The 21169-nt window shown below is 63.5% G+C and carries 22 protein-coding genes; 13 read left to right on the top strand and 9 right to left on the bottom strand.

Annotation, left to right across the window (positions count from 1 at the left end; genetic code table 11):
• Positions 1–70: 70 nt before the first annotated feature.
• Together phnL and AT302_RS03050 are read left to right on the top strand one after the other, a co-directional pair.
• Positions 71–784: a phosphonate C-P lyase system protein PhnL gene (gene phnL, locus AT302_RS03055; RefSeq protein ID WP_237172152.1), complete on the top strand. Its 714-nt coding sequence runs from the start codon at positions 71–73 to the stop codon at positions 782–784.
• A 17-nt stretch (positions 785–801) separates the two neighbouring features.
• On the top strand, positions 802–1938 hold the full coding sequence (locus AT302_RS03050) for an alpha-D-ribose 1-methylphosphonate 5-triphosphate diphosphatase (RefSeq protein WP_058377158.1): 1137 nt from the start codon (positions 802–804) through the stop codon (positions 1936–1938).
• Positions 1939–2070: 132 nt separating this feature from the next.
• On the opposite strand, the gene phnE is transcribed toward AT302_RS03050, so the two are convergent.
• From phnE to AT302_RS03015, 7 genes are all read right to left on the bottom strand, one after another.
• On the bottom strand, positions 2071–2895 hold the full coding sequence (gene phnE, locus AT302_RS03045) for a phosphonate ABC transporter, permease protein PhnE (protein ID WP_084655996.1): 825 nt from the start codon (positions 2893–2895) through the stop codon (positions 2071–2073).
• A gap of 147 nt (positions 2896–3042) precedes the next feature.
• Positions 3043–4011, bottom strand: coding sequence for a phosphonate ABC transporter substrate-binding protein (phnD, locus tag AT302_RS03040; RefSeq protein ID WP_058377157.1), 969 nt, complete (start codon positions 4009–4011; stop codon positions 3043–3045).
• Positions 4012–4027: 16 nt separating this feature from the next.
• A complete protein-coding gene (gene phnC / locus AT302_RS03035) occupies positions 4028–4900 on the bottom strand; it encodes a phosphonate ABC transporter ATP-binding protein (protein ID WP_058377156.1) in 873 nt (290 codons plus the stop codon).
• Between the two features lie 593 nt (positions 4901–5493).
• Positions 5494–6249 carry a DeoR/GlpR family DNA-binding transcription regulator gene (locus tag AT302_RS03030; RefSeq protein WP_058377155.1) on the bottom strand — a complete coding sequence of 252 codons (756 nt, stop codon included), beginning with the start codon at positions 6247–6249 and terminating at the stop codon, positions 5494–5496.
• 134 nt (positions 6250–6383) lie between these two features.
• On the bottom strand, positions 6384–6998 hold the full coding sequence (locus AT302_RS03025; RefSeq protein ID WP_058377154.1) for a LysE family translocator: 615 nt from the start codon (positions 6996–6998) through the stop codon (positions 6384–6386).
• A 68-nt stretch (positions 6999–7066) separates the two neighbouring features.
• Entirely contained in the window at positions 7067–7618 is a 552-nt protein-coding gene (locus AT302_RS03020) for an adenine phosphoribosyltransferase (protein WP_087689873.1), read from the bottom strand.
• A gap of 157 nt (positions 7619–7775) precedes the next feature.
• Positions 7776–9758 (bottom strand): monovalent cation:proton antiporter family protein, encoded by a 1983-nt coding sequence (locus AT302_RS03015; protein ID WP_058377152.1) that lies wholly within the window; start codon positions 9756–9758, stop codon positions 7776–7778.
• A 181-nt stretch (positions 9759–9939) separates the two neighbouring features.
• On the opposite strand from AT302_RS03015, the gene AT302_RS03010 reads away from it, so the two are divergent.
• The 11 genes from AT302_RS03010 (at position 9940) to rapZ (ending at position 19111) form a co-directional block, all read left to right on the top strand.
• On the top strand, positions 9940–10920 hold the full coding sequence (locus AT302_RS03010) for a KpsF/GutQ family sugar-phosphate isomerase (protein ID WP_058377151.1): 981 nt from the start codon (positions 9940–9942) through the stop codon (positions 10918–10920).
• 125 nt (positions 10921–11045) lie between these two features.
• The gene (locus AT302_RS03005) at positions 11046–11531 is read left to right on the top strand and encodes a KdsC family phosphatase (protein ID WP_058380057.1); all 486 of its coding nucleotides are present in this window, start codon (positions 11046–11048) and stop codon (positions 11529–11531) included.
• A gap of 22 nt (positions 11532–11553) precedes the next feature.
• A complete protein-coding gene (gene lptC, locus AT302_RS03000; RefSeq protein WP_058377150.1) occupies positions 11554–12240 on the top strand; it encodes an LPS export ABC transporter periplasmic protein LptC in 687 nt (228 codons plus the stop codon).
• Complete coding sequence (gene lptA / locus AT302_RS02995; protein ID WP_084655994.1) at positions 12237–12977, top strand: lipopolysaccharide transport periplasmic protein LptA; 741 nt, start codon at positions 12237–12239, stop codon at positions 12975–12977. The genes lptC and lptA overlap by 4 nt, the downstream gene beginning before the upstream one ends.
• A 43-nt stretch (positions 12978–13020) precedes the next feature.
• Positions 13021–13773 (top strand): LPS export ABC transporter ATP-binding protein, encoded by a 753-nt coding sequence (gene lptB, locus AT302_RS02990; protein WP_058380055.1) that lies wholly within the window; start codon positions 13021–13023, stop codon positions 13771–13773.
• A 94-nt stretch (positions 13774–13867) separates the two neighbouring features.
• A complete protein-coding gene (locus AT302_RS02985; RefSeq protein ID WP_058377149.1) occupies positions 13868–15358 on the top strand; it encodes an RNA polymerase factor sigma-54 in 1491 nt (496 codons plus the stop codon).
• A 140-nt stretch (positions 15359–15498) separates the two neighbouring features.
• Positions 15499–15852, top strand: a complete 354-nt coding sequence (hpf, locus tag AT302_RS02980; RefSeq protein WP_058377148.1) for a ribosome hibernation-promoting factor, HPF/YfiA family — start codon at positions 15499–15501, stop codon at positions 15850–15852.
• Between the two features lie 236 nt (positions 15853–16088).
• Positions 16089–16544, top strand: a complete 456-nt coding sequence (ptsN, locus tag AT302_RS02975) for a PTS IIA-like nitrogen regulatory protein PtsN (protein ID WP_058377147.1) — start codon at positions 16089–16091, stop codon at positions 16542–16544.
• A 64-nt stretch (positions 16545–16608) separates the two neighbouring features.
• On the top strand, positions 16609–17574 hold the full coding sequence (hprK, locus tag AT302_RS02970) for an HPr(Ser) kinase/phosphatase (RefSeq protein ID WP_058377146.1): 966 nt from the start codon (positions 16609–16611) through the stop codon (positions 17572–17574).
• A gap of 154 nt (positions 17575–17728) precedes the next feature.
• Complete coding sequence (locus tag AT302_RS02965) at positions 17729–18058, top strand: PsiF family protein (RefSeq protein WP_058377145.1); 330 nt, start codon at positions 17729–17731, stop codon at positions 18056–18058.
• Between the two features lie 180 nt (positions 18059–18238).
• Entirely contained in the window at positions 18239–19111 is an 873-nt protein-coding gene (rapZ, locus tag AT302_RS02960; protein ID WP_058377144.1) for an RNase adapter RapZ, read from the top strand.
• A gap of 21 nt (positions 19112–19132) precedes the next feature.
• On the opposite strand, the gene mutY is transcribed toward rapZ, so the two are convergent.
• Complete coding sequence (gene mutY / locus AT302_RS02955) at positions 19133–20260, bottom strand: A/G-specific adenine glycosylase (protein ID WP_084655993.1); 1128 nt, start codon at positions 20258–20260, stop codon at positions 19133–19135.
• Between the two features lie 26 nt (positions 20261–20286).
• A complete protein-coding gene (gene mutM / locus AT302_RS02950; protein ID WP_058377142.1) occupies positions 20287–21117 on the bottom strand; it encodes a bifunctional DNA-formamidopyrimidine glycosylase/DNA-(apurinic or apyrimidinic site) lyase in 831 nt (276 codons plus the stop codon).
• Between the last annotated feature and the right edge of the window lie 52 nt (positions 21118–21169).

The raw sequence follows: 21169 nt of genomic DNA, 5'->3' as shown, positions 1-21169 counted from the left end.
GCTTCAGAACGCCGCCGCAGGCGCCCTTCGCCACGAATCGCTCACGCTCGCCACACGCGAGCACGATGTGATGCTGCGCGCGCAAGGGCTGCACAAGACCTTTCACCTGCACGCGCATGCAGGCGCCGTGGACGCGCAAATTCCCGCGCTCGACAGCGTCGATCTGACCGTGCGGCGTGGCGAGTGCGTGGCGCTAGTCGGCCCGTCAGGTGCTGGCAAAAGTACGCTGCTGCGCTGCCTGTACGGCAACTATCTGGCCAACGCCGGGCGCATCGAGATTCGTCACGATGACGGGCGTGGTGAACACTGGGTCGATCTCACGACCGCCACGGCCCGCGAAGTGCTCTCGGTGCGCCGCACCACGCTCGGTTACGTCAGCCAGTTTCTGCGCGTGATTCCGCGCGTGAGCACGCTCGACATCGTGGCGGAGCCGCTGCGCCGTCTGGGGGTCGATGCGCAGGATGCCACGGCAAAGGCCCGTGCCTTGCTGGACCGTCTGAACATTCCCGAGCGGTTGTGGACGCTGGCACCGGCCACATTCTCCGGCGGCGAGCAGCAACGCATCAACATCGCGCGCGGGTTGATCGCGGCGGCGCCCGTGTTGCTGCTCGACGAGCCCACGGCGTCGCTCGATGCCCAGAACCGTGCCGTGGTCGCGCAACTGATCGCCGAGGCGCGCGCCGCCGGCAGCGCCATCGTCGGCATCTTTCACGACGAGGCGACCCGCGACGAGGTCGCCACGCGCACGCTCGCGATGCGCCCCGTCCTACGCCCCGCTCATTGATTTCGGAGTTTTCGTCCATGCTTATCAAGAACGCCCGCATCGTCACGCCAGAGACCACCTTTACCGGCGTGGTGGAAGTGCGCGAGGGCCGCATTCATTCTGTGGAAGAAGGCACCACACAAGCCCCCGAGGCTATCGATTGGGAAGGCGATCATCTGCTGCCCGGTCTCGTCGAGCTGCACACCGACAATCTGGAGAAGCACCTCGCGCCCCGCCCCGGCGTGCTGTGGAATACGCAGGCCGCCTTTGTCATTCACGACGCACAGGTCGCGGCGGCGGGCATTACGACGGTGTTCGACGCGCTGGCCATCGGCGAGCGCGACTCGGTCGGGCTGCGCAGCCGCAAGGTGCAAAGCGAGTGTGCGCAGACGTTGCTGGATACGGCAGCGTCCGGTTTGCTGCGCGCAGATCATTTTCTGCATTTGCGCTGCGAAGTGGCCACGCATGACGCGGTGGATGCCTTTGCCGAGATGAGCGACCACCCGTTGCTGCGACTCGTATCGGTGATGGATCACACACCGGGGCAGCGCCAGTGGCACGACCCGGTGCAGTTCCGCCGCTATCACGAACGCAACGGCAAGCTGAGCGAAGACAAGTGGCTGGAAACGCTGGCCGAGATGAAGGCACAGCAGGATGCTTACGCGCACCCGCATCGCCGCGAGATTGTGGCGATGAGCCGTGCGCGCGGTTTGCCGCTCGCGAGCCACGACGACACGTCGCTGGATCATGTGGAAGAGGCAGTACGTGATGGCGTCTCGCTCTCGGAGTTTCCGACGACGCTGGCCGCCGCACGCGCGGCGCGTGAGAAGTCGATTGCCGTGATCATGGGCGCGCCGAACATCGTGCGTGGCGGCTCGCATTCGGGCAACGTGGCGGCCGCCGATCTGGCGCGTGAAGATGCGCTCGATATTCTGTCGTCGGATTACGTGCCGTCGAGCCTGTTACAAGCGGCGTTCCAGTTGCACAAAGAGATCGGCTGGCCGCTGTCGAAAGCGGTGAACACGGTGTCGTGGGCCCCGGCGCAATCGGTCGGCCTCACGGATCGCGGCGGCATTCGCCCGGGCCTGCGCGCGGATCTGGTGCGCGTGGCCGTGCGCCCCGGCATGCCGCCGGTGCCGCGTGCGACGTATCTGGAAGGGCAACGGATCGCTTGAGTTGGGTGAGGTTGGGCGACATCGTGTCGCCCTTCCCCGCGATATCAAACGCCCGCACAGGGCTGGCGAGAATAAAAAAGGGCACCATCCGGTGCCCTTTTTTTGCTGCTGACGTCCTGTCGTGATGAGTCGTCAGATCACCATCTTGCGCACGCGTGCCGAGAACACGTCGATGCAGGTGACGACGACGATCATGATCAGCATCACGGCGCACGTTTGTGCGTACTGGAAGCTGCGAATCACTTCATACAACACCACACCGATACCGCCTGCGCCAACCATCCCGACCACCGACGCCGAGCGCACGTTCGACTCGAAGCGATACAGGGTGTAAGAGATCCACAGCGGCATCACCTGCGGCAGCACGCCGTACAGAATTTCGTCGATGGAACGCGCGCCCGTGGCACGCACGCCTTCGACCGGACGCGGATCGATCGCTTCGACCGCTTCGGCGAACAGCTTCGAGAGCGTGCCCGTCGTGTGCACCCACAACGCCAGCACACCGGCGAACGGGCCCAGCCCCACGGCCACGATGAACAACATCGCGAAAACCATTTCGTTAATCGCGCGGCAGGCGTCAAGCACGCGGCGCACCGGTTGGTACACCCACGCCGGGACCATGTTCGAGGCCGAGAGCAAACCCATCGGGATCGAACACACCACCGCCAGCACCGTGCCCCACACGGCGATGTGAATGGTCACGAGCATCTCGTTCACATACACGCGCCAATCGTGAAAATCGGGCGGAAAGAAATCGTGCGCGAACTGGCTCATGTTGCCCGAGTCGCGAATCAGATCGAGCGGGCGCATGTCGGCACCGCCCCACGACCACACCAGGATCAGGAAGAACGCCCCCCAGCTGATCAAGGACAGCCACGAACGCTTGGGCGGCTCGCCAGGCAGGCGGCCCGTCGCGCCAACAGGGGCGCTTGCAGTGGAGGTTACGCTGGTGTTCATGTCGTGTACCACGTGAAATACCGGCAAGGTTCACCGGTGGATGAATCGGACTTCTGCGTCGCGGGACAGCACACTCGTGCCGTCCCGCAGACCACTTGCTACCGTTTGATACGACCTGCGATCAATAGCGACAGCATCGATACCGCCTTACTTCGTCTTGCTCAATTCCTGATCGAGCGCGGCCAGCTTGCTGTCGATGTCAGCCAGTTGCGACTGCTTCTTGGCAGCATCGATGTTGGCGTCGGCTTCGAGCTGTTGCTTCTGCTTGAACAGTTCGAGCTGACGGATCGGCAGCAGTTGAGCGTTGCTCGAAGCGCGGAAGCCGCCGTAGTTGTAGATGTTCTTCAGCACTTCCTTCTCGTGCGCATCCTTGCCGTAGGCCAGGAAGAAGTCGCGAATCTTCTTCTTGGTAGCGTCCGGCAAGTCCTTGCGCCACAGCATCGGGTCCGACGGGATCAGCGGCGACTTCCAGATCACCTGAACCTGCTTGGCCTTCTCCGGCTGCGTGGCTTCGAGCTTGTCGAGCTCTTCGGTGTTGTTGGTGGCGACGTCGATCTGGTTGTTCAGCACCGCCATCAGGTTCGCGCCGTGGTTCGAGCTGCGAGCCGTCTTGAAGTACGTGCGCGGATCGATGTTGTTCTTCGCGAACACGTAGTAACCCGGCACGAGCGTGCCCGACGTCGAGGTCGGATCGCCCAGACCGAAGTTGATCTTCTTGCCGTTCTTGAGCACGTCGTCGAGCGTCTTGTACGGGCTCGACTTGTTGGCGATCAGCAGCGAGTAATAACCTTCCGAACCGTCGGCGTAGATGATCTTCGCGAAGATTTCGCCTTGCGAGCGATCCACGGCTTCCATCGCGCCCTTGTTACCCATCCACGCGAGCTGCACTTTGTTGAAGCGCATGCCTTCGATCACGCCGGCGTAGTCGGTGGCGAAGAACGGGGTCACCTTCAGGCCCGTTTGCTTCTCCATGTCGTCGATCAGCGGTTGCCAACGTTGGCGCAACGCTGCGCTGGAGTCGGTCGAAATAATGCCGAAATTGATTTCCTGCGCGTGCGCAACCGCCACCGAGGCGATCATGGCCGCGCCGGCCAGCAGGGTTTTCCACAGTTTCATGAGAGCAAGCTCCTGGTCAGGTCAAGCTGAGGGACATCGAGGTAAGAAAAGGGGCTTCGGATTCAGCCGGCTTTTGCGCCGTGCCGTCTTCCGTCGCTTCGGAATCTTCAGTGCTTTCGTTCAGCAGTTCGCTGGCCTGTACGCCATACAAGCGACGCAGCAGGTCCGGCGTGAGCGCGGCCGACGGGCCGTCGTACACCACGCGGCCCTGATGCAGCGCCACGGTGCGCACGCAGTAGCGCATGGCCACATCGACCTGGTGCAGCGAGACCACGACCGTGAGCTTGTGATCGCGGTTCATGCGCGCCAGCATGTCCATCACCTTGCGTGCGGACTCGGGGTCGAGCGAGGCAATCGGCTCGTCGGCGAGAATGATCTTCGCGCCCTGCACCAGCGTGCGAGCGAGTGCGGCGCGCTGCTGCTGGCCGCCCGAGAGCGTGCTTGCACGCTGGAACGCCAGATCGGCAATGCCGACTTCTGCCAATGCGGCAATCGCCTCGCGGCGCTCAGCCGGCGTGAAGCGGAACATCAGGCTGCGCCACAGCGGCACACGCGCCAGCAGGCCCGTGAGCACGTTGGTGATCACCGGCAGGCGGCCTACCAGATTGAACTGCTGGAACACGAAGCCGATATCGCGGCGGATCTGACGCACTTCGCGCACGATGCGGCCGTCACGCTGGATCGGACGGCCCAGAATTTCGATGCTGCCCGGCTGGGCATCGGCAGGCACGAAGCCCGCGATGTGGCGCATCAACGTCGACTTGCCGGAACCCGACGCGCCGATAAGGGCCACCATCTCGCCCGGCATGATCTTGAGCGCCACTTCGTCGAGGGCGCGTCGGCTGCCAAAGGTCTTGGTCAGTCGCTCGATTCGAATCGCTTCGTCCACGGTTCACCTGTCAGTCGACGCCGGTCGGGACCGATGCCTGTTCGCGTTTCGTCACTCCCGGACGGGAGGCGGCGCCTGCATCACTCGACTAGCTGTTTTGTGGCAATTTGTGCCAAAAGTGAACGCAGTCTAAAAAGCGCGGATGACAAGACAGTGACAATCGATCAGCTTTTTGGCCGACGCTGAAAAGCCTTATCGGCTCAACGGTTTGGAAGTGTTTGCAGGAACGCCCGAAGGGCTGTCATATGGCCGACACGGTCACATCAGGCAAGACCGGGGAAAGGTTGATGTGGGGCGCCGAGTCGATTTTGTCTACATCTTTTGACGGCGACGGCAGGGACTAAAACGCCCCGAAATGGCGCGTCAGGGCCGTGGCGCACGGGTCTTGGGCGGGGGGATGCATCAGGGGATGGCGTCGACCACGCCGCCGTTTGGCGACGTGTGGCGATTTGAGCGAATGTTGTGCCGTCGCCGGCTGCGGGCATCGCTTGGGCGATGCGCGAAGCCAGACGCCGGTGAAGCTGTGAGGCGGTGAGTCGGTGAGGCGGTGAGTCGATGAGGCCGCGAGGGACCGTGAGGCCTGACGCCGTGGTTTAGGCGATCAGCAGCTCCGGACCACGGGCGCGCAGTTGCGCGAGCATCGATTTGTGCGGCGCAGCGTCGCTGATCAGGTAGCGCGCCGCCTCGAAGTGGCGAATGCGCACCGGCGTCACGCGACCGAACTTGGTGTGATCGGCCACGACCGCAGACACATTGGCGCACAGCAGCATGCGGGCGCGCAATTCCGCCGCCGCGCGGTTGAAGTCGGTAATGCCGCCGTCTTCCGTCACGCCGCCGACGCCGATAAACGCGAAGTCGGCGTGATATTGCGAAATCTGATTGATGGCGTCCCAGCCCTGCACGGCATCTTCGTTGTCCTGCAATTCGCCACCGAGCAGCGTGACGCGATTGTCGTGATGCCGGCCGAGCAGACGTGCAATCTGCCAATCGTTCGTGTAGATGCGCAGCCGGTGCTTGGAGAGCAAGGCCTGCGCCACGGCGCGCGTGGTGGTGCCGTAGTCGATGATGACCGACGCGCCGTCGGGCACGAGTTCAGCCGCACGCACGCCGATGGCGCGCTTGCCGACCGCGTTGACGTTCTCACGCAGTGTCCAGTCGGGTTCGCTGCGATCGGCGGCGAGTGCCCCGCCGTGTGTCATCAGCAGCAGTCCGCGCGCAGCGAGCGTGTTGAGATCGCGGCGAACGGTCTCGCGCGAGACCCCCAGCTCACGCACCAGATCACTGATGGCAAGCGCACCGGTCTTGGTGAGTTGTTCGAGCACGTACTGTTGGCGTTGTTCGGCGAGCATGATCGGACAATGACGGTTGGACTACGAAATCTTTGGTGAGCTTTGGCGAGCTTTGGCGAGCTTTGGCCCGCGTGGGCCGTGGAACAGCTTGGGTGACATCGCGTTGGCGCGCGATGACTCCCTTCGTTACGGCTTCATCCCTGCAACGCGACGCGCACGCCCAGTCCGATGAAGATCATGCCGGCCACGCGATCAAGCCAGCGCCCTGCCCCCGGCCGGCGTTTGAGCCACGTGCCCAGCACGCCCGCAAACCAGCCGTACACGCTGAATACGACAATGGTCTGCGCCATGAAGACCAGCCCCAGCAGGAACATCTGACCGCCCGGATGAACCGCGTCCGCCGTGGCGAACTGCGGCAGAAACACGAGGAAGAACAGCGTGACCTTCGGGTTCAGCATGTTGGCGAACACGCTCTGACGGAACACGGCCCACAAGGGCTGCGGCGCCGCGCTGCTCGCCATCGTCAGGCCGCCGCGTGCACGCAGCGCCTTGATGCCGATCCACACGAGATACGCCGCGCCCACCAGCTTGATCGCTTCGAAGGCAAACGGCGACGAACGCAACACGGTCGCCAGACCGACAGCCGCAATCGTCGTGTGAAACAGGCACCCGGACGTGAAGCCGGCCGCCGCCGCGAGCCCCGCGCGACGCCCCTGCGCAATGCCACGCGCGATCACCTGCATGTTGTCAGGGCCCGGTGCGAGCGTAATCGCCACAGAGGTCAGTAAGAACAGCCAGAGGTTGGGCATCGCAGCGTCCGGTTCGGGTGGCGAGTGGCGATTGGCGAGTAAGGGCGGAGGCGAGGATGACGGTTAGGTCAGTGGCCCTCGAACGAGCACAGCAGGAACAGCGGCAACCCAGCATCCCGGATCATGCGCGAGCCGCCGAGTTCGGGCAGATCGACAATGGCCGCGCCTTCGATGACGGTAGCGCCCAGACGTTCGAGCAGCTTCTTGCCCGCGAGCATGGTGCCGCCGGTGGCGACCAGATCGTCGATGAGCAACACGCGATCGCCGGGGCCGCAGGCGTCTGCGTGGATTTCGACGGTCGCACTGCCGTATTCCAGCTCGTACTCTTCAGCCACGGTTTGGTAAGGCAGCTTGCCCTTCTTGCGGATGGGGATGAAACCGATGTTCAGCTCGTACGCGAGGATCGAGCCGAGGATGAAACCGCGTGCGTCGAGGCCAGCGATGTAGTCGGGACGATGGTCCATGTAGCGATGCACGAACACGTCGATCAGCACCCGCAGCGTGCGCGGGTTCTTGAGCAGCGGCGTAATGTCGCGGAACTGCACACCAGGCGCGGGCCAGTCCGGTACGGTGCGAATCTGGCTCTTGATATAGGCGGCAGGGGACTCGTCGATCTGCACGGGGATCCTTCTCTTTCTGGATACTGATGGAAATTCACTCGGGCGGACGCCCGAAAGTCCACATTATGCCAAAACGACGGGTCTCGCTTGATGACGTGGCCGGGTGTTGCGCAGCCGTCCACTGTGCGCCGCTGCGTTTTGCCTCGCTTGTGCTTACTTAGCCTCGTCCCACCAACCGCGCCTCGGCGGCCGCTAGTTTCTCGGGCAGGCCGCGCAGCACAACGATGTCTTCTGCCATCAGGCGTGTTTCGGCCACGGGCTCGACGCCCCGGATACCGTGACGGCGAATGGCGGTGACCGTCACGCCCAGTTTGTCGAGTCGCAACTCGCCCAGCGTGCGCCCCACGGCGTCGGCGTTGAGCGTGAGCGGCACCGATTGCAGGCGGACCTGTTCGCGCTCGCCGCCTTCGTCGTCATCGTCCAGCCCGTGGAAATAGCCGCGCAGCAAGCTGTAGCGCTCATTACGGGCCTGTGCCACACGGCGCAGCACGCGGCGCATCGGCACGCCCATCAGCACGAGCGCGTGTGAGGCCAGCATCAGGCTGCCCTCGACGATCTCGGGCACCACTTCGGTCGCCCCGGCCGCAATCAGGTCATCGATATGGGTGTCGTCGACAGTACGCACAACCACCGGCAGGGTCGGTTCGAGCGCCTGCACCTGCGCCAGCACCTTGAGCGCCGCCGGCGTGCTGTCGTACGTCACCACGATGCCCGCCGCACGATGGATACCCGCCGCCACGAGCGCCTCACGACGCGCCGCGTCGCCGAATACGACGGTTTCGCCGGAACTGGCCGCCTCCATGACCCGGTCGGGGTCAAGGTCGAGCGCCACATAGCCGATGCCCTCCTGTTCGAGCATGCGCGCCAGATTCTGGCCGCAGCGGCCGTAGCCGCAGATGATCACGTGGCCCGACGTCTTGATGCTCTGCGTCGCGATGCGCGTCATTTGCAGCGACTGCATCATCCATTCGTTGGCGACGAAGCGCAGGGCGATGCGGTCGGCATTGATGATCAGGAACGGCGCGCACAGCATCGACAGCAGCATGCCCGCGAGCACCGCCTGCGAGAGCGACGGGTCGAGCAGATTGCGGTCGATCACGAGATTGAGCAGCACGAAACCGAACTCACCCGCTTGCGCGAGGCCAAGGCCGGTACGAATGGCGGTCCCCGGCGTACTGCCGAAAATGCGCGCGAGGCCGGCAATCAGCGTGAATTTGACGAGCAGCGGGCCGACGAAGAAGAGCAGCACCAGCAGCGGCTGCTTCACGACAATGACCGGATCGAGCAGCATGCCCGTGGTGATGAAGAACAACCCCAGCAGCACGTCGCGGAACGGCTTGATGTCGTCTTCCACCTGATGCCGGAACGGCGTCTCGGCGATCAGCATGCCGGCAATGAACGCACCCAACGCCATCGACAGGCCGAGATGCTCCGTGATGTATGCGAGGCCAAGCGTGAGCAGCAGCAGGTTGAGCATGAACAGCTCTTGCGAGCGTCGCGCGGCAACAATATGGAACCAGCGGCCCACTAGTTTCTGTCCGACCCACAGCAGCAGCGCGAGCGCGCCCGTGATTTTGAGCGCCGCCAGCGACAAGGCCAGCACCAGCGCTTTCGAATTGCCGCCCAGCGCCGAAATCACGATGAGCAGCGGGACCACGGCCAGATCCTGAAACAGCAGCACGCCCATGATGTTGCGCCCGTGCTCGGTCTCGAGCTCGAGCCGTTCGGCCAGCATCTTGGTGACGATGGCCGTCGACGACATGGCCAGCGCGCCGCCCAGCGCCACCGACGCCTGCCACGAGAACGACCAGAACAGGTTGACGAGTGCGCCGATGCCCACCGAGACGAGCAACGTTCCCAATACCTGAGACACCCCCAGCCCCAGCACGACCCTTCGCATGCTTTTTAACTTGGGTAGTGAGAATTCGATGCCGATGGAGAACATCAGGAAGACCACGCCGAATTCGGCAAGGTACTGCACACGCTGCGAATCGGACGCCAGCCCGAGCGCGTGCGGGCCGATGACGATGCCCACGCTCAGGTAGCCGAGCATCGGCGGGAGGTGCAGCATGCGGAACAGCACCACCCCGACGCAGGCGGCGAACAACAGAACGAGAGTGAGTTCGAGCGGCGAAGCCATCAGCGGAGGTGGGTTTCCTGATTGGGCGCGACACCTGTCACGCAAGTGTCATGCCAGATTGAGTCCCGATGACGGAATCGGATCACGTCGGCGGCAAGATGGGGCATGCCCCCGGGCGTCGTACGCCTAAGCCTGGCGCGGCTGTCCTTCGGCGCCGCGACCATTTTGATATACTCCGCGCATGATAGCGAAAATCAATCCAGGCCGGGCACTCGAGGTCGCCCGGGAGGTGTTGCGCACCGAAGCGGACGCCATCGAACGCGTCGCCGCACACCTCGACGACAGCTTCTTTGAAGCGGTCTCGCTGCTGCTCGCCTGCCGCGGCCGGGTGGTCGTGACCGGCATGGGCAAGTCAGGCCATATCGGCCGCAAGTTGGCGGCCACTTTCGCCAGCACCGGCACGCCGGCGTTCTTTGTTCATCCGGCGGAAGCCAGTCACGGCGACCTGGGCATGATCACCGCAGACGACGTCGTGGTCGCCCTCTCCAATTCAGGCGAGACGGGTGAACTGGTCAGCGTGCTGCCGATGGTCAAGCGCCTCGGCGCCAAGCTGATCGCCATGACCGGCAACCCGAATTCGAGCCTTGGCCGCCTGTCGGACGTGCATCTCGATGCGCACGTCGAAAAGGAAGCCTGCCCGCTCAACCTCGCCCCCACGGCTAGTACGACCGCGGCACTCGCCCTCGGCGACGCGCTCGCCGTCGCGCTGCTCGACGCGCGTGGCTTCGGTGCGGAAGACTTCGCCCGTTCGCATCCCGGCGGCGCACTTGGCCGCCGCCTGCTGACCTTCGTGCGCGATGTGATGCGCAGCGGCGAACGGATTCCCCGCGTGCGCACCGACGCCAGCCTGTCGGACGCGCTGCTCGAGATGACCGCCAAGGGCCTCGGCATGACCGCCATTGTCGACGCCAACGACCATGTGGTCGGCATCTTCACTGACGGCGACCTGCGCCGCTTGTTCAAACGCACGCTCGACTTCAGCGCGCTGACACTGGCCGACGTGATGACCGCTGGCCCGCGCACCATCGGCCCCGATCAACTCGCCGCCGAAGCCGCCGAACTGATGGAGCGTTTCGGCATCATGCAATTGCTCGTGACCGAGAACGATCGCCTGGTTGGCGCGCTGAACGTCCACGACCTGTTCGCCGCCAAGGTCGTGTGAGTCTGCGCCCCATGAATCAACCTCGTACGACCGCCCCCACCGCCTCGACTGCCTCGACTGCCGCCACGTCAGTGCCCCGTTTCGATCTCGAAGACGCCACGGCGCGCGCGGCCAAGCTGCGCGTGATGGTGTTCGACGTCGACGGTGTGCTCACCGACGGCGGCCTGCGCTACGGACCGGCGGGTGAAACCTTCAAGACGTTCGACTCGCTCGACGGTCACGGTCTGAAGCTGCTGGCCGAGGCGGGTATCGTCACCGCGATCATTACCGGCCGCAAGTCCGACATCATCGCGAAACGTGCCGCCGACCTTGGCGTCGCCCATGTGTATCAGGGCGTGCACGACAAGCGCGTGGCATTCGAAGACTTGTGCAACAAACTGTCGGTGAGCGCGCAGGCGTGCGGCCATATCGGTGACGATTGGCCCGATCTGCCGGTGCTCACCCGCGTGGGCTTTGCCGCGTGTCCTGCCAATGCGCACGTGGAAGTGCAATCGCGTTGCCACTGGATTGCCAGTGCGCGCGGCGGCAACGGCGCGGCGCGCGAGCTGTGCGACTTCATTCTGCACGCGCAGGGGCGCTACGACGCCCTGCTCGCCGCAGCCCTCGCCTGACGCGCCCGGAGCCGAAGAACTCATGGCCGCACAACGCGTCTCGCCCGCTTCACTGATCGCCATCACGGTGCTCGCCGGTCTCGCCGCGGGTACCTATTGGCTCGTGCAGCGCACGCTGCCGTCCGATGCCGATCGCTCGCCGTACGTCAAGAAACACATCCCCGATTACTACGCCGACAACATGGTGATCTCCATGCTGTCGCCGACCGGCCTCACGCAGTACCGCGTCAACGCCGTGCACATGACGCACTACGAGGACGACGCCACAACCGCCATGCAGCTCCCCGCCGTGCGTGCCTTCACGCCCGATTCGCCGGAAGTGACGGCCACCAGCAAGCGCGGTACGCTCAACGCCGACATGTCGATCGTGGACCTGTACGACGACGCTCTGGTGGTCCGCCAGCCCGGGCCGCGCGACCCTGAAATGCGTGCGCTGTCCGAGCACTTTCAGGTGCTCGTGAATGAAGACATCGTGCGCACGGAGCTGCCGGTGGTGTTGTATCGCGGCCAGTCCGTGATGTACGGCGACGGCATGATTTTCAATAACATCTCGCGGGCCGTACAATTGCTCGGCAATGTGCATGGCACAATCCAGCCGGCCGAGCTCGGCAACAAGCCGCCGGCCCAGCCCGCCGCAAGAACTGGCGCTCCGGCAGCCGCTGCCCCGAGCGCGCCACCCAAGACAACACAGGGCCCCAAGACCCCATGACCGATCGCCCTTACCTGCGACCCGCTTCATATCAACCGCTTGACGGCATCCGCCGCTCGTTGGGTAGCTCATTGACTCGCTCGCTGCGCGCGCTGGCCGCCGCGTTCGCGGTGCTCGGCGCGCTGGCGTCGCCGCTCGCCCATGCCGAGCACGCCGACCGCGACAAGCCGCTCAACATCGAAGCGGATCACATGAGCTATGACGACCTCAAGCAGGTCAACATCTTCACCGGCAACGTGACGATGACCAAGGGGACCATTCTCCTCAAGGCCGATCGTGTCGAAGTGACTCAGGATCCGGAGGGCTATCAGTACGCCACCGCTTACTACAAGCCGGGCGGCCCGCTCGCTTACATGCGCCAGAAGCGCGACGGCCTGGACGAGTACATCGACGGCTGGGGCCAGACGATCTACTACAACGGCAAGACCGAAGTCGCCACGCTGACCACGCAGGCCACGCTCAAGCGTCTGGCCGGTGGCACGAAGGTGCTCGACGAGATTCACGGCAGCGTGATCACGTACGATACGTACAACGAGGTGTACACCGCCAATAGCGGCGCCGATCAGGTCAATTCGAACAATCCGAACGGCCGCGTGCGTGCGACGCTCGCGCCTCGCAATGCCACGGGCGCAAACCAAGCGCAGCCCGGCGGCGCGAGCAAGCCTGCCGCCGCAGCGCCCAAGGGCGACCTGCCGGCGCTGGCGCCTTCCAAACGCCTAGAGAATCCGCGTGAGTAATCCCGACCAAAGCAACGCTTCCAGCATCAACCAGGGCGCCGGCATGGTCGGCAAGCCCAGCGCGCTCGTCGTGCGCTCGCTCAAGAAGCAATACGGTGCCCGTACCGTCGTCAAGGACGTCTCGCTCGACGTGAAAAGCGGCGAAGTCGTGGGGCTGCTCGGGCCCAACGGCGCCGGCAAGACCACGTCGTTCTACATGATCGTGGGGCTGGTGCCTGCCGACGACGGTGAGATTCAGTTGGATGGCAACCTGATCAGCGAACTGCCGATTCACGAGCGCGCGCGCATGGGTGTCTCGTATCTGCCGCAGGAAGCGTCGGTGTTCCGCAAGCTCACGGTCGAAGACAATATTCGCGCCGTGCTCGAATTGCAGGTCGATGCGCAGGGCAAACCGCTCAAGCGCGATGAAATCGAGCGCCGCATCGAGTCGTTGCTCGACGAGCTGCAAGTGGCGCACCTGCGCGAAAACCCGGCCATGTCGCTCTCGGGCGGCGAGCGTCGCCGTGTGGAAATTGCCCGCGCGCTGGCCACCCAGCCGCGCTTCATCCTGCTCGACGAGCCGTTCGCCGGGGTGGATCCGATCGCCGTGCTGGAAATTCAACGCATCGTGCGCTTCCTGAAAGACCGAGGTATCGGTGTCCTGATTACCGACCACAACGTGCGCGAAACGCTCGGTATCTGCGACCACGCGTACATCATCAGCGAAGGCTCGGTGCTCGCCGCCGGCACGCCTGACCAGATCGTTGCCGACGAAAGCGTCCGGCGCGTTTATCTGGGCGAAAATTTCCGGATGTAAAGCTAATTTTTCGCATGTAAACCCTGCCTCCGATAGCGAGGCAGGCCGGTTTCGCTGACGTGACAAAGCCTCTACAATGAAGGCGAGAAACGTTATGAAACCGACCCTCCAACTCCGCACCTCGCAGCACCTGACCCTCACCCCCCAGTTGCAACAATCGATCCGGTTGCTGCAACTGTCGACGCTCGAACTTCAGCAGGAAGTCGAGCATGCCCTCACCCAGAACCCGATGCTCGAGCGCGAAGACGACTGGCTCGCCGGGTCCGTGCGCGTCGGCACCGACGGCTCGCTTCGCAATGAACGCACGACATCGGTCAGCAGCACGAACGACGCGCCGTCAGAGGGTAACGGTCACGACGAGGCACGCGAGCTCGATGGCGAAGCGCGCTTCGACGATAACGGCCAGGACAGCGGCAGCGACTGGAGCCTGAACGACTTCGCCCGCACGGGCAATGCCACCGACGACGACGACAACAACTCGCGCCCGCAACTGCACGTCGATCATCCGAATCTGCGTGAACACCTGCTGGCCCAGTTGCGCGTGACCAAGGCCGCGCCGCGCGATCGCGCGCTGGTGGAGTTTCTGATCGAGTCGCTCGACGAAGACGGTTATTTGGGCACCACGCTCGATGAAATTCAGGCGGAAGTGGCCGAAGAGTTGTCGCTGGAAGCCGAAGAGATCAATGCCGCGCTGGCGCTGCTGCAAAGCTTCGACCCGGCCGGCGTCGGCGCGCGCACCCCGTCCGAATGCCTGCGGCTGCAATTGCAGCGGCTGCCTGCGAGCCCGGTGCGCACGATTTCGCTGCGCATCGTCTCCGATCACCTGGAACTGCTTGCCGCACGTGACTACACGCGACTGCGCCGTGTACTCGGTGTCGGCGAAGACAGCCTGCGCGCCGCGCATCAGCTCATTCGCTCGCTCGACCCGTTTCCGGGGGCCGCCTACGGCACGCCGCAGGCCGACTACGTCATTCCCGACGTCCTCGTGCGCCGGCAGGGCAGCGGCTGGACGGCGGAGCTCAATCCCGAGGTGATGCCGCGTCTGCGCATCAATGAGATGTATGCGCGAATTCTGCGAAATAATCGCAACGATCCGGGCACCGGGAACCTCCAACAGCAATTGCAGGAAGCGCGCTGGCTGATCAAGAACATTCAGCAGCGTTTCGACACGATCCTGCGGGTCGCGCAGGCGATTGTCGAGCGTCAAAAGAACTTCTTCTCCCACGGCGAAATCGGCATGCGCCCCTTGGTTTTGCGCGAGATTGCTGATACGCTGGGTTTACACGAATCCACGATTTCGCGGGTGACAACCAGTAAGTACATGCTCACTCCATTTGGAACTTTCGAGCTCAAGTACTTCTTTGGTTCTCACGTCGCGACGGAAGCCGGAGGGGCCGCGTCATCCACGGCCATCCGTGCCCTCATCAAGCAACTGATAGGAGCCGAAGACCCGCAGAGCCCCCTTTCCGACAGCCGTATCGCGGAACTGCTGGCAGAGCAAGGTTTTGTGGTGGCGCGACGCACTGTCGCGAAATACCGCGAAGCCATGCGAATTCCCGCAGTCAACTTGCGCAAATCTTTGTAGGACAGTCCTGGTGAGCCGTGTTGGCCTGCTGGGGCATAACGCCGCAGTGCGACATTGCGTCACATGAATGGCTCGCACTCCCGCTAGCCCGTCATTTGTGACGTGGCCTGCACTTCGGCATTTCAGCAAGGAGAGCAGCTATGAATCTGAAGATCAGTGGACACCATCTCGAACTCACGCCTTCGCTGCGCGAATTTGTGATTAACAAGCTTGATCGCGTGTTGCGCCATTTCGATCAAGTGATGGGCGCCGAGGTGATCCTCTCTGTCGACAAGACCAAGGAGAAAACCGGACGCCAAGTAGCCAGCATTACGGTGTTTCTCAAGGGTAAGGAGATTTTCGTCGAGAAGTGTGACGAAGATATGTACGCCGCCATCGACAAGCTGATCGATATGCTCGACCGCAAGGTAATCCAGTTCAAGGACAAGGTTCAGGACCACGGTCGCGAGGCCATCAAGCATCAGCAGCCGCCCGAGCAGGAACCGCTGCAATGAGTGCTTTCTGGCGTGGTAGTCGCGTCGACTGACACCGGCGAAAGCCCGCGCGGAACCTCGCGCCTGCAATTGCGTCTGTCATAGTCTGGCATCACCCACCGCGGGGCCGTTGAACGGCCCCTTTTATATGGTCCGGCGCATTTCTGGGGAATGGCGCAGGGGTCGGCGGCAGGTGGTCTATAATGCGAGGTCAATCGGGGGTTGGAGGGCGACTACGCGTTCGCCCGCATTACAAGATGAACCGTTTAGTCAAACTCTTACCTGCGTCCAACATCCTGCTTGGACTCTCCGTCACCAGCAAGAAGCGCGTCTTCGAGCAAGCCGGGCTCCTATTCGAGAGCAATGCCGGGCTCACCCGCGCTGTCATCACCGACAATCTCTTCGCGCGCGAGCGACTTGGCTCGACCGGGCTCGGTGAAGGCGTGGCGATTCCGCATGGCCGTATCAAGGGCCTGAAGCATCCGATGGCAGCATTCGTGCGCCTGGAAGCGCCGATCCCCTTCGAAGCGCCTGACGGCCAGCCGGTGTCCCTGCTGTTTTTCCTTCTGGTGCCCGAACAAGCCACCCAGCAACATCTCGAAATCCTGTCCGAAATCGCACAATTGCTTTCGGATCGATCGATGCGCGAGACGTTGTCGAATGCACCGAGCGCCGAAGACATTCATACGGCACTCGCGAATTGGCAGCCCTGAGCCCACACGCCAGACAAGCCCCGTAGCGTAGACCCCCACACCCCCAACCGAACGAGGCGACGCGGTGGAACTGACCGGCATCAACGCGCAAAGCATTTTCGACGACAACGCCGCCACGCTGCGGCTGTCGTGGCTGACCGGCCATGAGGGGTGGGAGCGCGGCTTCACGCCGGAGAGCGTGGCCACGGCCACATCGAGCGCCGACCTCGTCGGTCACTTGAACCTCATCCACCCGAACCGTATTCAGGTGCTCGGCGAAGCCGAACTGCGCTACTACCAGCGTCTGACGGAAGAAAACCGCAAGCGTCATATGGGCGAGGTGATTGCGCTGGAGCCGCCGTTCCTGGTGGTGGCCGACGGCCTCGAAGCGCCGCCCGATCTCGTGCTGCGCTGCACGCGTTCATCGACCCCGCTGTTCACGACCCCGCTCTCGACCGCTTCGGTCATCGATAGCCTGCGCCTGTACATTTCACGCGTGTTCGCACCACGTTGCACGATGCACGGCGTTTTTATCGACATTCTGGGTATGGGCGTGCTGCTGACGGGCGATTCGGGCCTCGGCAAGAGTGAGCTTGGTCTGGAACTGATTAGCCGTGGACACGGGCTGGTCGCCGACGATGCCGTCGATTTCGTGCGTCTTGGGCCCGATTTCGTCGAAGGCCGCTGTCCGCCGCTGTTGCAGAACCTGCTGGAAGTCCGTGGCCTCGGCCTGCTCGACATCAAGACGATCTTCGGTGAGACGGCCGTTCGCCGCAAAATGAAGCTCAAGCTGATCGTGCAACTGGTGCGCCGCCCCGATGGCGAATTCCAGCGCCTGCCGCTCGAAGCGCAAACGGTCGATGTGCTGGGTCTGCCCATCAACAAAGTGATCTTGCAAGTGGCGGCCGGGCGAAACCTCGCCGTGCTGGTCGAAGCCGCCGTGCGCAACACGATACTGCAACTGCGCGGCATCGATACGCTCAAGGACTTCATGGAGCGTCAGCGCCAGGCCATGCAGGACCCGGACGGCATGCAGGGCAAGCTGCTCTAGGCCCCGGCACCGCAAAGGCCAACCCAATCCCCCGGGTTTACCGCAATTTCTGCGTTTTTCTGTCAACGCCGCGCGATTGCGGCGCGTTTTCTTTCATGTTGTAATCGCCACGCAGTCCTTCCCCTTGCGTGTCCGACCCTATGGAGAGACGACCATGAAGAAAGCACTCGCTGCACTGCTCCTGCTGTCCCCGCTGCTCGCATCGCCCGTTTTCGCCCAAACGGCCGCAGCACCGGCGGCACCCAAGGCGAACTCGCAGAACAACAAGATGACCGCCTGCAATCAACAAGCGACCGGCAAGACGGGCGACGATCGCAAGGCGTTTATGAAGCAATGTCTGTCGGCCGCCGGCACCCCGGCACCTGCCGCCAAGCAAACCCAGCAAGACAAGATGAAGTCCTGCAACACGGCCGCCACCGGCAAGAAGGGCGACGACCGCAAGGCGTTCATGAAGCAGTGCCTGTCGAATCAACCGGCGGCCTGATATCCGGCCCGCCAACAGTGTTCGCGAACGGCGCCCCCACGGGCGCCGTTTTCATTGGTGCACCGATCTCGCCCGAAATGCGCGAACGCCTGAAAAACGCGCGGAACCATTCACGCAATTTCAAGCCCGACACCCGAACGACACAATCGCTTACCATCATGGTTGTATCCGGGAAATGCCATGAAGATCGTATTGATTACCGGCGTTTCGGGTTCGGGCAAATCGCTCGCCCTGAACGTCCTCGAGGATGCTGGCTACTACTGCGTCGACAATCTGCCGTCGCGCTTTCTGCCTGAGCTCGCCGAATACCTCGAAACACAGAACTACACACGTCTGGCCGTCGCTATCGATGCGCGCAGCGGCGGCTCGCTCGCCGATCTGCCACCGATTGTCGGCGGCTTGCGCCGTTTCGGCCACGATGTGCGCGTGTTGTTCCTGAATGCCACCACGCAAACGCTGGTACAACGCTTTTCAGAAACGCGCCGCCGCCATCCGCTCTCTGCCGCATCGACCGATCCGGTGAATGCCAGCGGGTCGCTCGTGGAGGCCATCGAGAAAGAGCGTGAGATGCTCAACAGCGTGACCGAGCTGGGGCATCAGATCGACACGAGCAATCTGCGCGCAAGTGCGTTGCGGCGCTGGATTCGTGAATTCGTGCAGCACGATCACGCAGGCCTGACGTTGATGTTCGAATCGTTCGGATTCAAGCACGGCGTGCCGCTCGATGCCGATCTCGTCTTCGATGTGCGCTCGCTGCCCAATCCGTACTACGACACGCAACTGCGCCCGCTCACTGGCCGCGACCAGCCCGTCATCGACTTCCTCTCGGCGATTCCGGAAGTCGACGAGATGATCAATGACATCGGCGCGTATCTGCAAAAGTGGTTGCCGAGCTTCATGCGCGACAACCGCAGCTACCTGACCGTGGCCATCGGCTGCACCGGCGGACAGCACCGCTCGGTGTTCATCGCCGAAACGCTCGGCGAGCGCTTTCGCGCCGAGTCGAGCGTTCTGGTACGCCACCGCGAACTTGCGGACGGCGAAGGCGCCTGAGCCGCACCCAATCGGCTTGAATCAGGCCGGCAGTGACAATTGCCCGTCGTCGGGCGCGAGGGCTTCGGCAATCTTGCGGATCGGCGACGGCAAACCGGCCCCGGCCACCTCCCCCGCATTCATCCACGCCTGCTGCGACCCCGTTGCCACGCTCGACTCGGCCGAATGGGCCATCGTCACCAGCCACGGGCGGAGATGCAGTTTGAAGTGCGTGAATACATGCGTGAGCCCGAGCAGCGGCACCATCGATCGCACCACGCCATGCGCGGCGCCCAACGTCGACGCGCGCGCGCCAATGCGGTCTCGCAGTGCGGCGTCGTCATCCTCGCGAGCATCGAGCGGCGGTGTGAGTTCCGGCAGACTCCATAGCCCGCCCCAGATGCCGCTGTCGGGGCGCCGTTCGAACAGCACCCGCTCGCCGGCGCGAATCACCAGCACATCCACGTAGCGCTCCGGCTGGGCCTTTTTAGGCTTCGACGTCGGCAGCGTGCGCTCGCGCCCCGTCGCGTGTGCGGCGCAGTCGCTGTCGAACGGACACTCCTCGCAACGCGGCTTGCCGCGCCCGCACAACGTTGCCCCCAGATCCATCATGCCCTGCGTGTACGCCGGTAAATCGCGCTCGGGCAGCAGCGATTCCGCCAGTGCCCACATTTCGCGCTCGATCTTCGGGGCGCCCGGAAAGCCTTCGATGCCGAAGACGCGCGCCAACACCCGCTTGACGTTGCCATCCAGAATCGCCGCGTGGGCGTCGTAGGCGAAAGCGGCGATGGCCGCCGCCGTCGAGCGGCCAATACCCGGCAGCGTAGCGAGCGTCTCAGGGTCGGACGGGAAGCGTCCGCCGTGCTCGGCCATCACGACCTGCGCACAGCGATGCAGATTGCGGGCGCGGGAGTAGTAGCCGAGTCCGGCCCAGAGCGCCATGACATCGTCCTGCGGTGCGGCAGCGAGCGCCGCCACATCGGGAAATCGTTCGAGAAAGCGGGCGTAATACGGAATGACCGTCGCCACCTGCGTCTGCTGCAACATGATTTCCGAGAGCCAGATGCGATAGGCGTCTCGTGTGTTTTGCCACGGCAGATCGTGGCGGCCGTGTTCGGCCTGCCACGCGATCAGGCGTTCGGCGAAGGTGTCGGTCAACGAGTGGGGCATGGTTATTCTTGTGGGGTCGGACGCTTTCATTTCTGGCAGTGCGGGCAGAAGAACGTGGAGCGCTGCTGCTGCACGATCTGCCGGATCGGCGTGCCGCACACTCTGCACGGCTGCCCTGCCCGGTCGTAGACGAAATATTCAAGTTGGAAATAACCGCTTTTGCCATCGCTGCCGACGAAATCGCGCAACGTGCTGCCGCCTTTTTCGATCGCTGCGGCGAGCGTTTCCCGCACCGCGATGGCGAGCTTTTCACAACGCGGACGCGACAGTTTTCCGGCAGCAAGCCGTGGATTGATGCCCGCACGAAAGAGACTTTCCGACGCGTAGATATTGCCCACGCCAACGACGATCGAGCCTGCCAGTAGCGCTTGCTTGATAGCCACGGAGCGCCCGCGCGTGCCCGCGTAAAGCAGGTTGCCGTCGAACGCGTCTGAGAACGGTTCGACGCCGAGATTGGCGAGCAACGCATGACCGAGCACATCGCCGGCCGTGCGCGGATGAAACAGCACGGCGCCGAAGCGGCGCGGATCGCGATAGCGCAACGCGCAGCGCTCGAACACGAGATCGATGTGGTCGTGAATGCCGGCGACCGGCAGTGCTTCCGGCTCGGGCAGGACGCGCAACGTCCCGGTCATGCCCAGATGCACCAGTAACCAGCCCGGCGCATATTCGAGCAGCAGGTATTTGCCGCGACGGGTCACGTCGATGAGCATCTCGCCACGCAGCAATGCGTCGAGCCCGGCGGGCACCGGCCAGCGCAACGATGCATTACGAACGTCGATGCGAGCGACGCGCGTGCCCGCCACATGCGGCACGATGCCGCGGCGGGTGACTTCGACTTCGGGGAGTTCAGGCATGCCTGCGAACGTTTGCTGAGGATTTAGACTCTATTGTATCGGGCGCGCTACA

This window comes from Pandoraea norimbergensis (genome assembly GCF_001465545.3).
Taxonomy (GTDB): Bacteria; Pseudomonadota; Gammaproteobacteria; order Burkholderiales; family Burkholderiaceae; genus Pandoraea; species Pandoraea norimbergensis.
Note: the sequence above shows the minus strand (reverse complement) of the source record. Positions and strands in the feature narration are given on the sequence as shown.

Excerpts from the sequence above, each read along its gene's own strand:
- phnL (WP_237172152.1), top strand. The coding sequence starts at position 71 with ATGCTGCGCGCGCAAGGGCTGCACAAGACCTTTCACCTGCACGCGCAT.
- AT302_RS03050 (WP_058377158.1), top strand. The coding sequence starts at position 802 with ATGCTTATCAAGAACGCCCGCATCGTCACGCCAGAGACCACCTTTACC.
- phnE (WP_084655996.1), bottom strand. The coding sequence starts at position 2,895 with ATGAACACCAGCGTAACCTCCACTGCAAGCGCCCCTGTTGGCGCGACG.
- phnD (WP_058377157.1), bottom strand. The coding sequence starts at position 4,011 with ATGAAACTGTGGAAAACCCTGCTGGCCGGCGCGGCCATGATCGCCTCG.
- AT302_RS03030 (WP_058377155.1), bottom strand. The coding sequence starts at position 6,249 with ATGCTCGCCGAACAACGCCAACAGTACGTGCTCGAACAACTCACCAAG.
- AT302_RS03025 (WP_058377154.1), bottom strand. The coding sequence starts at position 6,998 with ATGCCCAACCTCTGGCTGTTCTTACTGACCTCTGTGGCGATTACGCTC.
- AT302_RS03015 (WP_058377152.1), bottom strand. The coding sequence starts at position 9,758 with ATGGCTTCGCCGCTCGAACTCACTCTCGTTCTGTTGTTCGCCGCCTGC.
- AT302_RS03010 (WP_058377151.1), top strand. The coding sequence starts at position 9,940 with ATGATAGCGAAAATCAATCCAGGCCGGGCACTCGAGGTCGCCCGGGAG.
- AT302_RS03005 (WP_058380057.1), top strand. The coding sequence starts at position 11,046 with ATGGTGTTCGACGTCGACGGTGTGCTCACCGACGGCGGCCTGCGCTAC.
- lptC (WP_058377150.1), top strand. The coding sequence starts at position 11,554 with ATGGCCGCACAACGCGTCTCGCCCGCTTCACTGATCGCCATCACGGTG.
- lptA (WP_084655994.1), top strand. The coding sequence starts at position 12,237 with ATGACCGATCGCCCTTACCTGCGACCCGCTTCATATCAACCGCTTGAC.
- lptB (WP_058380055.1), top strand. The coding sequence starts at position 13,021 with ATGGTCGGCAAGCCCAGCGCGCTCGTCGTGCGCTCGCTCAAGAAGCAA.
- AT302_RS02985 (WP_058377149.1), top strand. The coding sequence starts at position 13,868 with ATGAAACCGACCCTCCAACTCCGCACCTCGCAGCACCTGACCCTCACC.
- hpf (WP_058377148.1), top strand. The coding sequence starts at position 15,499 with ATGAATCTGAAGATCAGTGGACACCATCTCGAACTCACGCCTTCGCTG.
- ptsN (WP_058377147.1), top strand. The coding sequence starts at position 16,089 with ATGAACCGTTTAGTCAAACTCTTACCTGCGTCCAACATCCTGCTTGGA.
- AT302_RS02965 (WP_058377145.1), top strand. The coding sequence starts at position 17,729 with ATGAAGAAAGCACTCGCTGCACTGCTCCTGCTGTCCCCGCTGCTCGCA.
- rapZ (WP_058377144.1), top strand. The coding sequence starts at position 18,239 with ATGAAGATCGTATTGATTACCGGCGTTTCGGGTTCGGGCAAATCGCTC.
- mutY (WP_084655993.1), bottom strand. The coding sequence starts at position 20,260 with ATGCCCCACTCGTTGACCGACACCTTCGCCGAACGCCTGATCGCGTGG.
- mutM (WP_058377142.1), bottom strand. The coding sequence starts at position 21,117 with ATGCCTGAACTCCCCGAAGTCGAAGTCACCCGCCGCGGCATCGTGCCG.